Source organism: Lysinibacillus sp. FSL W8-0992 (assembly GCF_038008685.1).
GTDB lineage: Bacteria > Bacillota > Bacilli > Bacillales_A > Planococcaceae > Lysinibacillus.
Genome location: NZ_JBBOZQ010000001.1, coordinates 765,002 through 778,490, shown reverse-complemented (window position 1 = coordinate 778,490; position 13,489 = coordinate 765,002). Strand labels below are relative to the sequence as shown.

The window sequence follows — 13,489 nt, the reverse complement described above, 5'->3', positions numbered from 1 at the left end:
TTTACTCCTGTTCAGGATTTCGTAAATAATACCCTACACCACGTCGAGTGACAATCCATGCCGGATGACTTGGATTATCCTCTATTTTTTCACGAAGTCGACGAATCGTTACATCGACTGTACGTACATCACCAAAATAATCGTAGCCCCATACTGTTTGTAAAAGATGCTCACGAGTCATCACTTGACCAATATGTTTACCTAAATAATGTAGCAATTCAAACTCACGATGTGTTAGCTCAATTGCTTCATCACGCTTCATCACCTGATAAGCATCGGGCTGAATAACAAGAGATCCTACTACAATTTCATTTGACGCTTCTTCTTCTTCCTCAGCTGCAGGAGCCACTACTTGAAGGCGGCGCATATTAGCCTTTACACGTGCTATAAGTTCTCGCGTACTAAATGGCTTCGTTACATAATCATCTGCGCCCATTTCTAAGCCTAACACCTTATCAATCTCTGAACCTTTAGCGGTTAACATAATAATAGGGAAATCATATTTTTTTCGGATTTCTCTACAAACTTCCATACCATCTCTTTTTGGTAGCATTATATCTAATAGCATTAAATCTGGTTGCTCTTCCTCAACCTTTTCTAATGCTTCATCTCCATCATAAGCACAAATTACTTTGTAGCCTTCTTTAATTAAATTAAACTGTAAAATATCTGCGATTGGTTTCTCATCGTCAACAACTAAAATTGTTTTGCTCATACATTCTCTCCCTTTCGCTATTCATCTATTCTAAACAATGTGTATTTGTAAAGTTACTACTCTTAACTCTAACATGCTTTTAGCTTCCATGCATTATTCATGTCCAGTTTCCCTATTTCGACAATTATTTCTCGGGAAATAACTTAACTTTTATGCTTACTATACAAAAAGGCAGCCCACTATTTGGACTGCCATTTACAAAAGATCAATTACGCCTCAGCGTATTTGTATCCAGATTTGAGCTACTTAAAAAAACTCCTCTTAAAATCTGTGACATCCGCTAGGGCCTTTAACTTGATACAGCTTGTGGTTGAATCCCCACTGAATTCAATGCATCTCTGGCATCCTCTACTTATAGAAGTAAAGGATGTTTGCTGAAGCAATTTAATTACTGACCTACATATGATAATGGATTTACAAGCTCTCCATTTTTCTCAACTTCAAAGTGTAAATGTGTACCTGTTGAATTTCCTGTAGAGCCCATAATTCCAATAACCGAACCTTTTTCAACTACTTGTCCAACGCTAACTTTTATAGAAGATAAATGTCCATAAAGGGTCGTATAGCCATTTTTATGATTAATAACAATGCGATTACCATAGCTGCCAGAAACACCAGCTGCTACAACTACACCATTATCTGAAGCTAGTATATTGTAGTTACTAGGACGAGCAATATCAATCCCACGATGGTTGGCACCCCAACGTTGCCCCATTCCACTTGAAATATAGCCCCCTACTGTTGGCCATGAAAACTCTCCCGTTCCACGAGATGAGATAACTTTTGTTCCTACAACTTCAATTTGATCTACTGGCTGTTGTAGTACTTTTTCTTCTAAAGCTACTTTTGACGTTCTTGTTCCATTTTCAGCAGTGATTAAGTAAGAAGTTTCTTTTTTACCATTAACACCTTGCTGTTTTACAACTGTTTCACCTTTGTACATCGTAGGATCTTCTTCAGTTATTTTTTTATATGGAATTGTATCTGTAATTTTCTTTTCTTGTTTTACTTCTATTGCTACAAATGGTTTTGCAACTGTAACATTTAATGCTTGTCCAATTTGTAATACTGTATCAACTGTAAGACCAGGATTTAATGCAATTAATTCAGCCGTTGTTAAGTCATGTTTTTTAGCGACTGCTCCTAATACATCACCTGATTGAATTTGATATTCCTCTTGCTTAAGGGAGCCTGTCATTAAATACTTAACTGCCTCTTCAGGTGATACAACAGCTTCTGGAGCTACCTTTTGTGTTACCCCAGAAATGCCTTGTTTAAACGTAATATTTAAAAGGCGTGATTCACCAGACTGTAAAGCTGGTAAATTATTTATAGATTGCTGGTTAGCAAGCGAGTCTAACTCTTGTTGTGAAACATATTGTAGCTTTAACATACGAATTGTTTCTTCGTAGGCATCCGCATCTTTTAAAAAGGCGATTGGCTTATTATCTACTAATAATGCAAAGGCAGGCGATTGAGCTACTAATGATTGCTCAAGCTTCGCTAAAGTTTCTGCGTCCTTTGTTTCATTACTAAACACTTGCTCTGGTATTATTTTCACCGCTGAGTTAGCATCAATTAATAAGTCTTTATACCGATTACTTGCTTGTTGTTCTTTTGAAACAATAATTTCATGAACAGCTTTGTCATCAGATACAGCACCCATATATTCATTATCTACATATACATGATAGATTTTATTTAATGCTTCTTTATGATTATTTTCTTTTGTAAAGCCCACGTTTATTGCGAAACTTGCCATTAAAACTGCAATAATTGATACTTTCTTAAAAGAAGAAAAATTGTAGGTGAATCGATTGCTTCCTTCTTTTTTATTCCAAGACGAACTCATTCAATAAAGCCCCTTCCAACTTTAACCTAACATAGGTTTAATTACCCACAAAGAATTTTGCACCACTATAATGTACCATAAAGAAAATGTTGTTTGAATAATTTATCCTTTTTGTAATGAAAATGTATTATTTCTCTACTACTTGTTACATAGTTCCTATAATTTACAGCACTCATTTCAACTCCTCTTTTTTAAAAATTAAGAAATATTATCCTTATTTTTTTATTTCAAAACAGATTTAGAACTTATTACTTTTTAGTTTTTAAATATTTCGATAAAATAGAGTAAGAGACTAGTTGATTGGAGCGATTGAATTGAGTGATTCACAGACCTCATTGAAGGTAGCGAAAGCAAAACAACAAAAAAAGAATACAGTGCGGAAAATTACCACCAGAACGATTATGGTTGCAATAGGTGCTATCATTATGGCAGTAGGACTTGAGCTATTTTTAGTACCCAACCATATTATGGATGGTGGCATCGTTGGTGTTTCCATTATCGCCTCACATTTATTAAGCTTACCCCTAGGCATATTCATCTTCGTTTTAAACTTACCTTTTATCTTTTTAGGATATAAACAGATCGGTAAAACATTTGCACTTTCTACAGGGCTCGGCATTACAGTGCTCTCTGGAACAACAATCTTCTTACATAATCTTCAGCCATTTACAACAGACACATTACTCGCCACAGTATTTGGTGGTATTATTTTGGGCATTGGTGTTGGTATCGTTATACGTTATGGTGGTTCTTTAGACGGTACTGAAATTTTAGCCATTTTATTTAACCGAAAATCCCCCTTCTCGGTCGGAGAAATTATTATGTTCTTTAACCTTCTTATTTTCACAATTGCAGGTTTTGTTTTTACGTGGGAGCAGGCAATGTACTCTATCATGGCCTATTATATTGCCTACAAAATGATAGATATTGTGATACAAGGGATGGAAGAATCAAAATCTGTTTATATTATTAGCGATGAAATTGATGAAATTGGGCAAACAATTATGGATCGGCTTGGTCGTGGGGTTACTTTTCTACATGGTGAAGGAGCCTATACTGGGAACGACAAAAAAGTTATTTTTACAGTCATTACGCGATTAGAAGAATCAAAATTAAAATCAATTGTCGCTGAAATTGACGACCATGCATTCCTTGCTATAGGGAATATTGCAGAAGTAAAAGGTGGTCGCTTCAAGAAGAAGGACATTCACTAAAAAAGAGCGAAAAAGAGCGCGTACCATTTGTGGTACGCGCTTTCTTTATTTTTACTTTACGTTTTTGAAACAATGCGATGACACAATGCTTGTTGATTGGAGTGGAGGGCGGCGACTCCTGCGGGAACGCACAGGACGTAAGACGCAACAAACCGCGCGCTAGCGAGGGTTGTGGCTTACGATGTGCCCGCGGAAAGCGCCGCACGCAACGGAAATCAACGGCCATAGTCTTTAATATTTTTTATACTTCCCAAATATCTACTAACACATTTGTTTGTTCACGACCAGGGCCGACAGAGAAAGTAGCAATTTGAATGCCCGTTAATTCACTTACACGTTCAACGTAACGGCGTGCATTCTCTGGTAGCTCTTCTAATGTACGGCAGCTTGTAATATCTTCTGACCAGCCTGGTAGCTCTTCATAGATAGGTTCACATTGTTCAATTATATGAAGATTCGCTGGGTACTCCGTAATTGTTTCATCTTTATATTTATAAGCAGTACAAATTTTTACTGTCTCTAAGCCAGATAAAACATCAATTGAGTTAAGTGATAGATGTGTAATACCACTTACACGACGTGAATGGCGAACTACAACGGTATCAAACCAGCCAACACGACGAGGGCGTCCAGTCGTTGTACCGTATTCGCGACCAACTTCACGGATTTGTTGACCAACATCATCAAATAATTCAGTTGGGAACGGGCCATCTCCTACACGTGAAGTATAGGCTTTACATACACCAATAACACTTGATACTTTAGATGGGCCAATACCTGCACCAATCGCTACACCACCAGCAACAGGGTTTGAAGAAGTAACAAATGGATAAGTTCCTTGATCGACATCAAGTAAAATACCTTGTGCACCTTCAAATAATACTTTGCCACCCTCATCTAACACATCATTTAAAATTTTTGAAGTATCAGTTACATATTTTGCGATTTCTTGTCCGTAACCATAAAACTCTTCGAAAATATCTTCGAATGTTACACCTTCAACTTCATAAAACTTCTCAAACAATTTATTTTTAATTGCTAAATTATGACGTAGTTTTTCTTCAAATACTTCTTTATCTAATAAATCAGCCATGCGGATACCGATACGTGCCACTTTATCTTGATAGCAAGGACCAATTCCTTTACAAGTTGTACCGATTTTATTTTCGCCACGGCTTTCTTCATCTGCGATATCTTGTTTAATATGATATGGCAAAATGACATGGGCACGATTTGAAATACGAAGATTATCCGTATTAATGCCTCGCTCTTGAAGTCCTTTTAGCTCTGTTACAAGCGACTTCGGATTAATAACCATCCCATTTCCCATTACAGAAGTTTTTTCTTTGTAGAAAATACCTGATGGGATTAAATGGAGTTTATATGTTTCTCCACCAATTTTAATGGTATGTCCTGCATTATCGCCACCTGCAAAGCGAGCGATTGCATCTGCCTTTTGTGAAAGAAAATCTGTAATTTTACCTTTTCCTTCGTCTCCCCACTGTGTTCCTACAACTACAACTGATGTCATAATCAGCACCTCCGTTAGATACGTATTGTATCTCATTAATCAAGCCGTAAATTATTGTAACAATGATAGAAACGACTCGTCAACAAAAAACAGTTAAAAACACGAACATAAAATCAATTACTATGATTTAACGTTCGTGTTTAATGACGGAATGGTATGAATATTATCTCTATTTTAGATAAATATTACTAATCACGTGGAGGTGGTGGTGGCATTTGTGACCAATCCACGTTTATAAATTTATTGAATTCCTTTTTAAAAGCAAGTGTAACTGTTCCAGTTGGACCGTTACGTTGTTTAGCAATTATAATTTCAATCATATTTTTACTCTCGGACTCTTTATCGTAATAATCATCACGATATAAGAAGGCAACAATATCGGCATCCTGCTCAATACTTCCTGATTCACGTAAGTCACTCATCATTGGTCGCTTATCCTGACGTTGTTCAACGCCACGTGATAACTGTGATAATGCAATAACAGGTACCTTTAATTCACGCGCTAATTGTTTTAACGAACGTGAGATTTCTGATACTTCTTGTTGACGGTTTTCACCTGGCTTACCACTACCTTGAATAAGCTGTAAGTAATCGATTAGAATCATTCCAAGTCCATGCTCTTGTGCTAAACGTCTACACTTTGCTCTAATTTCATTGATACGTACACCTGGTGTGTCATCAATAAAAATACCCGAATTCGATAAACTTCCCATTGCCATCGTTAGTTTACCCCAATCTTCGGTTGTTAAAGCACCTGTACGTAAAACTTGTGCATCAATATTTCCTTCCGCACATAGCATACGCATGATTAGTTGCTCTGCACCCATCTCTAATGAGAAGATGGCAACATTTTCACGTGCTTGTACAGCAACACTCTGTGCAACATTTAGCGCAAAAGCTGTTTTCCCTACAGAAGGTCGTGCCGCGACTATAATTAAGTCATTGCGTTGGAAGCCAGCTGTAATATGGTCTAAATCACGGAATCCTGTTGGAATACCCGTTACATCACCTTTACGTGATTGAAGCTGTTCAATATTATCGAATGTCTCTACTAAAACGTCTTTTACATGTTTAAAGTCGCCAGCATTTTTGCGGTTGGCGACCTCCATCATTTTCTTCTCTGCCTCGCCAAGTAATGCCTCTACCTCATCCTCACGTGTGTAGCCATCTTCTACAATTTTTGTAGCTACACGGATTAAACGACGTAAGAGCGCTTTTTCCTCAACGATTTTTGCATAGTGAGCAACGTTTGCTGCCGTAGGGACAGCATTGGCGAGCTCTAGTAAATACGATAGCCCGCCAACATCCTCAATCTCTTTTTTTGCTGATAATTCCTCAGTAACTGTTACAACATCTATCGCTTTTCCTAGATCACTTAAACGCAGCATCGTTTCAAAAATCTTCTTATGTGCGTTTTGGTAAAAATCATCGGCTAGCAATATTTCTGATGCCGTGATTAATGCCTGTGGTTCTAGAAAAATCGCACCGATAACCGATTGCTCCGCTTCCCGGTTATGCGGTGGAACGCGGTCTATCATCGGTTCGTTCATGGATAGTCGCCCCTTATTCTTCCGTTACTTGTACTTTTAATGTTGCTGATACTTCGTGATGTAGTTTTACAGGTACATTTGTAAAGCCTAGTGCACGGATTCCTTCAGGTAAAGTCATTTTACGTTTATCTATTTTAATGCCATGTACTTTTTGAAGTGCTTCAGCAATTTGTTTTGTAGAAACCGAACCAAATAGGCGACCGCCATCACCTGATTTTGCTTTTAGCTCAACAGTTAATGCTTCTAGCTTTTCTTTTAAAGCTTTTGCTTCTGCTAATTCTGCTGCTGCATTTTTTTGTTCTAATTTCTTTTGGCCTTCTAATTGACTCATTGCTTGGGCATTCGCTTCTGCAGCATAGCCGTTTTTAATTAGGAAGTTTTGTGCATAGCCATCTGCTACATTTTTTATTTCCCCTTTTTTTCCTTTACCTTTAACATCTTTTAAAAATACTACTTTCATAATTCAGAACTCCCTTCGAGTACCTCATATATGGCCTCTTCTAAATATTTTTTTACTTCATCAATGGAAAGTGCTTCTATTTGGCAAGCTGCATTCGTTAAATGCCCGCCACCGCCAAGCCTTTCCATGATAAGCTGTACATTTACTTCCCCTAGCGACCTTGCACTAATACCGATTTTACCGTCAGCACGATGCGCAATGACGAAGGATGCGTTAACGTCTTTCATCGTAAGTAAAATATCAGCCGTTTGTGCGATTAATACGGAATCATAAATTTTCGATTCTTCACCTACAGCTACTGCTACGCCAGGCTTCACGAATTTTACGGTTTGCACAATTCTTGAACGTTCGATGTACGTAATGATGTCTTCCTTTAATAACCGCTGCACTAACACTGTATCGGCACCATTTGTTCGTAAATATGAAGCTGCCTCAAAAGTACGTGCACCTGTACGAAGTGTAAAACTTTTTGTATCAACAATAATCCCCGCTAATAATGCTGTCGCCTCTAACATATTAATTTTTGCTCGCTTTGGCTGATACTCTAGCAATTCAGTTACAAGCTCTGCTGTGGACGAAGCATACGGCTCCATATAAACGAGTGTCGGATTTTCAATAAAGTCTTCGCTACGACGATGATGGTCGATAACTACTACCTTTTCCGCAAGCTTTAATAAGTATGGATCGATTACTAAATTAGGCTTATGTGTATCCACAATAATCAGTAACGATTTTTCAGTCATTTTCGCTGCAACTTCTTCTGGCGTTAAGAAATGCTCATAGAAGTCAGATTTACTTTCAATTTCATGCATTAAACGTGTTACGCTACCGTTTAATTCATCAAAATTAATAACTACATAGCCCTTTACATCATTCATTTGTGCCATTTTGCGGACCCCGACAGATGCCCCTATAGAGTCCATATCAGGGTTTTTATGTCCCATTACAAACACTTGGTCACTGTCTTGTATTAAGTCACGTAATGCATGTGAGATAACACGCGCTCTTACACGAGTACGTTTTTCTACAGGGTTGGTTTTACCACCGTAAAATTTAAGCTTTCCAGTAGGCTGCTTGATGGCTACCTGATCCCCACCCCGACCTAATACAAGGTCCAAGCTTGATTGGGCTAACTCACCAAGTTCCACTAATGAAGAAGAGCCTGCTCCAACGCCAATACTCAGCGTTAAGGAAAGGTTTTTTTGTGCTGTCTTTTCACGGATCGTATCTAAAATAGCAAATTTCTTCTTTTCTAGTTCCGTTAAAATGGACTCATTTAAAACCGCTAAAAAACGGTCCGATGAAATTCGTTTTACAAAAATACCATGCTCCGCTGCCCAGTCGTTGACAATGGATGTTACCATCGTATTTGTTAAGCTACGTGGTTGATCGTCCATTGCTTGCGTAATTTCATCATAGTTATCAACAAATAAAATTGCAATGACTGTGCGATCTGCGAAATATTGTTTTTCAATAGCGATTTGTTCAGTAATATCGAAGAAGTATAGTAAACGCTCTTCTTCTTTGTAAAAGACACGATATTTCCGATCACGCAGCGTAATCGTAGCTTCTTTTGTCTCCTCGGTCTTCATCAGTACATAGATGTCGTCGGATATATTAACGATCCCCTCACCCACTAATGCCTCATTGTCTAACACATTTTGCATATATGGATTGGACCATTCTATTTCATATTCCTCATTCACCAGCAAAATCCCAATTGGCATTTCTAGTAATGCCTCTTCTCCAACCTTTTTCATACGGAAGGAAATGGATTCAATATGCTTTTCTGTCTCTTCAAAAGTAGCTTTTTCAATTTTCCATGTATAGGCCATTAATAAAGCGAAGCCTATTCCATAGCCAATACCAATCCCAATATTCCATATACATAGAAGCATAAACGTCACAATGCCAAAAATGGAAAGAACAAAAAGCGGATAGCGGATTGGTCGTCTTCTAAAAGTCCCCATTACATCAGCCCCTTATTCCTTAGTCTTCCCTTTCACAAGTGAACGCACGTCGAAACCTAAATCTATAATACCGAGTAAAATAATGAATGATGCAAGTGGAATGGCTAAAATCGTAGCGATCCATTTTACAACACTCGGCATTCCTTTCGTTGTAATGAAATAATGTATAAATGATATCCCTTGAAGGATTAATAAAAGCCACAAAATATAAGACACATTTAATACGATAACATCTAGCATAGAGCCTGCTTCTGGACGTAAAAATAGATTAATACACAATATAATCATGTAGTACCATAACACAGAACGTGGAAGTCGCATATTTTCAAACGGTGAGAATTTAGGAACTTTTATACCTAATCGTTTTAAAATTGGTAAATTCAGTGTAATAACAATAAAAGCTATTGAAAATGCTAAGATTGTCACCGTCGAAGGTATTGTTAGCTCAATAGTTTTAAGCAGAACCTCCATTTGTTCAGGTTGAATTGCAACTTGACCCGTTACACTTTTAGCAAGCTCGTTGGATTGCTCATAACTGTCCCGAGCAAGATCCAAACTCATTTCAATCACGTTAATTCCCGCTAATTGCACATAGGCTAGATACACAAGTGCTGACGATAAAAGTACCGCGATACCTGATGACATGAATAAATAAAGTTTGCTCTTCTTCAATTGAATTCCATTACCTATGACTACTCCAAGCAACGCCATAATAAAGGCAAATGGCAGCATAAATAGTCCACTCGTTAAAACTGTTAAAATACAGCCAACAACTGCAACGAGTATTGATGAGGAACGCTTGTAACTTGCGCTATACCAAGCAATCGGTAATGGAGTAAATAATAAGGCTACCATAGAAATGATTGGTACATACGCTGAAGCAATCATTAAGATTGTAAAAATTGCAACCATCATCGAGCCTTGTACAAGCGCCTTTGTTTGATTATTCGGCATTGAAAACCTTCCTTTTTGTCAGTCAAACTTACTAAACTTTATTGTACCATTTTTTCACCTTATTGAACAAAAAACGCTAAGAACGTCTGTATGCTTTATGATAAATTGATGTCAAAAGTAAAGTTTCTTAATAAAAAAAGGTAAATCGTATGGCATTTTACTGTTTTAATCAGTAAAAAGAAAATGGATGAAGAAAAAATTAAAAATGAGTCAGGCGCAATACCGAACTCATTTTTATAACCCTAGCGAAATAACAGACGTGACTTTAAAGATAATGGCTATTGATCGCGCACAGTTCAACCTCTAGAGTTTTGGGTGTTCAAGAGAATCCCCTCAAAACTCATAACATACTCTTTATCAACATACTGAGAACTTAAGTGACTATGAGTAGCCATAACGATAGTCGTTTCGTTCTCGCATAACCTTTTAAAAAGGTTGAACACTAACATCGTCGTATCGTCATCCAATGATCCAGTAGGCTCATCTGCTATTAACAATTTAGGCTTTTTAATTAATGCTCTAATGACCCCTACCCGTTGTCTTTCTCCTCCAGATAACTTGTCGATTTTCTTATTAAGTAAATGGTTAATTTTTAAATCCGCACTCAGCTCATCAATACACGCCGTGGTTTGCTTTTTATCATATTTACCTAATAATAACGGTGCTACTATATTTTCTCGAACTGTGAGGTTGCGTATCATTGGATTGTATTGTGAAATGTATCCGATCTGACTGCCTCTTATATTCGAAAGTTCGTTAAGATTTTGCTCATGCATTTTTATACTATCCATAACATACTGACCACTATCTGCTTTTTCAAGTCCAGCTAATATATTTAGAAGCGTGCTTTTACCGACACCGCTTGGCCCTTTTATAGAGATGAATTGATTGTCGGCAACTTCTAAATTAATGTTGGTCAATATCTTTTTTTCTTTATACGCTTTTACTATGTTAACTAATGATATAAAGTTTATAATTTTAATCACCCTTTAACTTTTCAATGACATTCGTTGTTGCTAATAAGTTATTCACTAACATGTAAACAACGACATTGAATAACAACCAAACAAAGAACCCGGCAATTATTAAAATGGATATAATCGAAATGTCTTGCATGAATAGAACGGTGCACAACAATGCTAATCCTATACTCATGCCATTGAGGATTGAAAATTCAAGTTGTATATTTTTTTTGATTTTATGATTTGCAACCCCACTCATAATGAACACTAAATACGTATCAAATTGTCTTTTTATAAAGCTTTTAACGAACAAATAGAAGGCACACAAAATAAAAATAAATACAACACCCGATATTGTAAAAATATGTGTTTGATTGACAGCAATCATTTTATATAAGAGATCAACTGATAGCGAATTCGCACCAATAATTTGATAATCAGTGAAATTCGTCGCTTTTTCTATCTCTCCAATTTCCTTTCTTACTTCAAGCGCGTTTAAGTTGGTCATTAAATGACCTCCCATTTTACTTAAAAGAAGTGCCCTAAAGAATACTTCATCTACATCCGTTTTTTGTAACAACTTAGTGGGCTGTTCAGAAAGCGACATGGAAGGCAGTAGAATATAACGATTGAGTACTTGTTGCAGTTCAAGGTTAGTGAAAATAGATGAATTTTCCTTTGCAAAGCCTACTACTCGCCCAATAAATTTTTCATAATAATAATGAATCTCTAATTGGTCATGCAACTTATAGTATGGACGATAGTCAGAGCCAAGAATGACAGGTATTTCCTTTCTTCCTGCTACGTAGACATAAGCGGAATCATCAAATGGCTGTCCTTCCATCAGTTCAACGATATTATAATCAAATACAGATTTAGTCACTTGTATCGATTTAGTGGTTTGATATAACTCACCTTCGTACTCATATATATCATTATTAGAGCCCCATTCATAATAGGCGGAGAACTTCTTATCAGGAGGATATTCTTTTAAGCCTATTTGTTGCGATACGGCATTATAAAAGACCACTTTAGTATTTTTAAATACCCGATTATTAAAATCATTGAGTATATCATAGTTTTTTACATCTTTAAAAAATTCAATTTCTCTTTCACCTATTAAATCATCCGAAATCTGATAGATGTTGTAGTTATGAAATTTACTTGCTGAACGTATTTCTATTTTGGAAATATTTATATTTACTAACAGAACAAATAAAACGAGAGAAAATATAAATGAAAGTAGCACAGTTAACAACGTAAACAATTTTTTATTTTTCAATAAAAGTCTAGTTGTATTCAAAACGATCTTACTCCTTTTTTAATCAAGGACTTTGTTACAAGTAGACTGGCGAAAAAATATCCTATAAATGTTATGAACATATAGAAAACCGATACGTAGTACCAATCATTCCCCCAAATCGCATAGAAATGGTTAACGACTATTAATACTAAAGATTCCAATAACATTATCACGAATAACGCAATGAATTCTGATTTAAAAACTTTAACAAATATGATTTGCAATTTCCCGCCTGCTAAATACAATATTTGAACAATTGATTTTTTTCTTTGAATTGAATAATGGACTGTAACAGCTTGAGTGATGATTACAAACAGTAAAGAAATGAGTAAGAACCCTTTCAAAAAAATATTTGACTTCAATATGGAAGTACCTCTATCCTCGGTTTCAAGAAGCTTATAACTCGTATTAGGAAACATTTTTTGCATCAATTTATGTGGATTTCCACTTTCTACATTGAGAATAAACTTTGTCCCATTTTGTAAGTTGATTTGTTGAGACTCTGATATATACCAAGCCTCCCTATTCAAATAAGAGCCTGATGTGTCAAATTGGCCAATAATGAGGCTTTTCAAATTTTTTGAAAGTGAACCTTCTGGAAAAACGGTACCTGTAATTATATAGTCTGTTGATAGTGGTTGTTTTTTATAGTTTATAGGTGGCAACTTTACCGATTTGTTAATATAGATATATTTTAATTGTGGATTATCTAGTTTATATTGCATTAACAAATAGGGCTCTTCTAAGTCGATGTCTAGAGAAGACTCTTCTGTATTGATAATGAATTCAACAGCGTTTTTGTCGATATAGCCATTGTTAATCATATTGGTATAGCTAACAGAGTCCATTATATAAAGCAGGGCAGCGGCACTAGCAAACAATAGTGCAGTTAGTAACACAAATTTGCTGGATACTATATATTTTTTCATCATGTTTATTCCTTCATTGCAAGAAAGAGATAATCAATTGATTATCTCT

11 protein-coding genes are annotated in these 13,489 nt (G+C 36.3%); 1 reads left to right on the top strand and 10 read right to left on the bottom strand.

The features are described from left to right. Position 1 precedes the first annotated feature (1 nt). Together yycF and NSQ74_RS03640 are read right to left on the bottom strand one after the other, a co-directional pair. Positions 2–715, bottom strand: a complete 714-nt coding sequence (yycF, locus tag NSQ74_RS03645; RefSeq protein WP_173479152.1) for a response regulator YycF — start codon at positions 713–715, stop codon at positions 2–4. Positions 716–1,103: 388 nt separating this feature from the next. Beyond that, positions 1,104–2,567, bottom strand: a complete 1,464-nt coding sequence (locus tag NSQ74_RS03640) for a M23 family metallopeptidase (RefSeq protein ID WP_340821550.1) — start codon at positions 2,565–2,567, stop codon at positions 1,104–1,106. A 401-nt stretch (positions 2,568–2,968) separates the two neighbouring features. Here NSQ74_RS03640 and NSQ74_RS03635 point away from each other — a divergent pair, with 401 nt between their 5' ends. Beyond that, positions 2,969–3,781, top strand: a complete 813-nt coding sequence (locus tag NSQ74_RS03635; protein ID WP_340826390.1) for a YitT family protein — start codon at positions 2,969–2,971, stop codon at positions 3,779–3,781. A 241-nt stretch (positions 3,782–4,022) separates the two neighbouring features. Here NSQ74_RS03635 and NSQ74_RS03630 read toward each other — a convergent pair whose 3' ends face one another. The 8 genes from NSQ74_RS03630 to NSQ74_RS03595 all read right to left on the bottom strand — a co-directional run bounded on the left by NSQ74_RS03630 (position 4,023) and on the right by NSQ74_RS03595 (position 13,443). Then, positions 4,023–5,312, bottom strand: coding sequence for an adenylosuccinate synthase (locus tag NSQ74_RS03630; RefSeq protein WP_340821549.1), 1,290 nt, complete (start codon positions 5,310–5,312; stop codon positions 4,023–4,025). A 188-nt stretch (positions 5,313–5,500) separates the two neighbouring features. Next, positions 5,501–6,862 (bottom strand): replicative DNA helicase, encoded by a 1,362-nt coding sequence (dnaB, locus tag NSQ74_RS03625; protein WP_173479150.1) that lies wholly within the window; start codon positions 6,860–6,862, stop codon positions 5,501–5,503. A gap of 13 nt (positions 6,863–6,875) precedes the next feature. After that, entirely contained in the window at positions 6,876–7,322 is a 447-nt protein-coding gene (gene rplI, locus NSQ74_RS03620) for a 50S ribosomal protein L9 (protein ID WP_340821548.1), read from the bottom strand. Beyond that, positions 7,319–9,292 (bottom strand): DHH family phosphoesterase, encoded by a 1,974-nt coding sequence (locus NSQ74_RS03615; protein ID WP_340821547.1) that lies wholly within the window; start codon positions 9,290–9,292, stop codon positions 7,319–7,321. Before NSQ74_RS03615 ends, rplI begins: the two co-directional genes overlap by 4 nt. Positions 9,293–9,304: 12 nt before the next feature. Continuing rightward, positions 9,305–10,246, bottom strand: coding sequence for a YybS family protein (locus NSQ74_RS03610; protein ID WP_340821546.1), 942 nt, complete (start codon positions 10,244–10,246; stop codon positions 9,305–9,307). Positions 10,247–10,542: 296 nt separating this feature from the next. Then, complete coding sequence (locus NSQ74_RS03605) at positions 10,543–11,232, bottom strand: ABC transporter ATP-binding protein (RefSeq protein ID WP_340821545.1); 690 nt, start codon at positions 11,230–11,232, stop codon at positions 10,543–10,545. Beyond that, complete coding sequence (locus NSQ74_RS03600; RefSeq protein WP_340821544.1) at positions 11,225–12,511, bottom strand: hypothetical protein; 1,287 nt, start codon at positions 12,509–12,511, stop codon at positions 11,225–11,227. Before NSQ74_RS03600 ends, NSQ74_RS03605 begins: the two co-directional genes overlap by 8 nt. Then, on the bottom strand, positions 12,508–13,443 hold the full coding sequence (locus tag NSQ74_RS03595; protein WP_340821543.1) for a hypothetical protein: 936 nt from the start codon (positions 13,441–13,443) through the stop codon (positions 12,508–12,510). Before NSQ74_RS03595 ends, NSQ74_RS03600 begins: the two co-directional genes overlap by 4 nt. Positions 13,444–13,489 lie beyond the last annotated feature (46 nt).

Excerpts from the sequence above, each read along its gene's own strand:
- yycF (WP_173479152.1), bottom strand. The coding sequence starts at position 715 with ATGAGCAAAACAATTTTAGTTGTTGACGATGAGAAACCAATCGCAGAT.
- NSQ74_RS03640 (WP_340821550.1), bottom strand. The coding sequence starts at position 2,567 with ATGAGTTCGTCTTGGAATAAAAAAGAAGGAAGCAATCGATTCACCTAC.
- NSQ74_RS03635 (WP_340826390.1), top strand. The coding sequence starts at position 2,969 with ATGGTTGCAATAGGTGCTATCATTATGGCAGTAGGACTTGAGCTATTT.
- NSQ74_RS03630 (WP_340821549.1), bottom strand. The coding sequence starts at position 5,312 with ATGACATCAGTTGTAGTTGTAGGAACACAGTGGGGAGACGAAGGAAAA.
- dnaB (WP_173479150.1), bottom strand. The coding sequence starts at position 6,862 with ATGAACGAACCGATGATAGACCGCGTTCCACCGCATAACCGGGAAGCG.
- rplI (WP_340821548.1), bottom strand. The coding sequence starts at position 7,322 with ATGAAAGTAGTATTTTTAAAAGATGTTAAAGGTAAAGGAAAAAAAGGG.
- NSQ74_RS03615 (WP_340821547.1), bottom strand. The coding sequence starts at position 9,292 with ATGGGGACTTTTAGAAGACGACCAATCCGCTATCCGCTTTTTGTTCTT.
- NSQ74_RS03610 (WP_340821546.1), bottom strand. The coding sequence starts at position 10,246 with ATGCCGAATAATCAAACAAAGGCGCTTGTACAAGGCTCGATGATGGTT.
- NSQ74_RS03595 (WP_340821543.1), bottom strand. The coding sequence starts at position 13,443 with ATGATGAAAAAATATATAGTATCCAGCAAATTTGTGTTACTAACTGCA.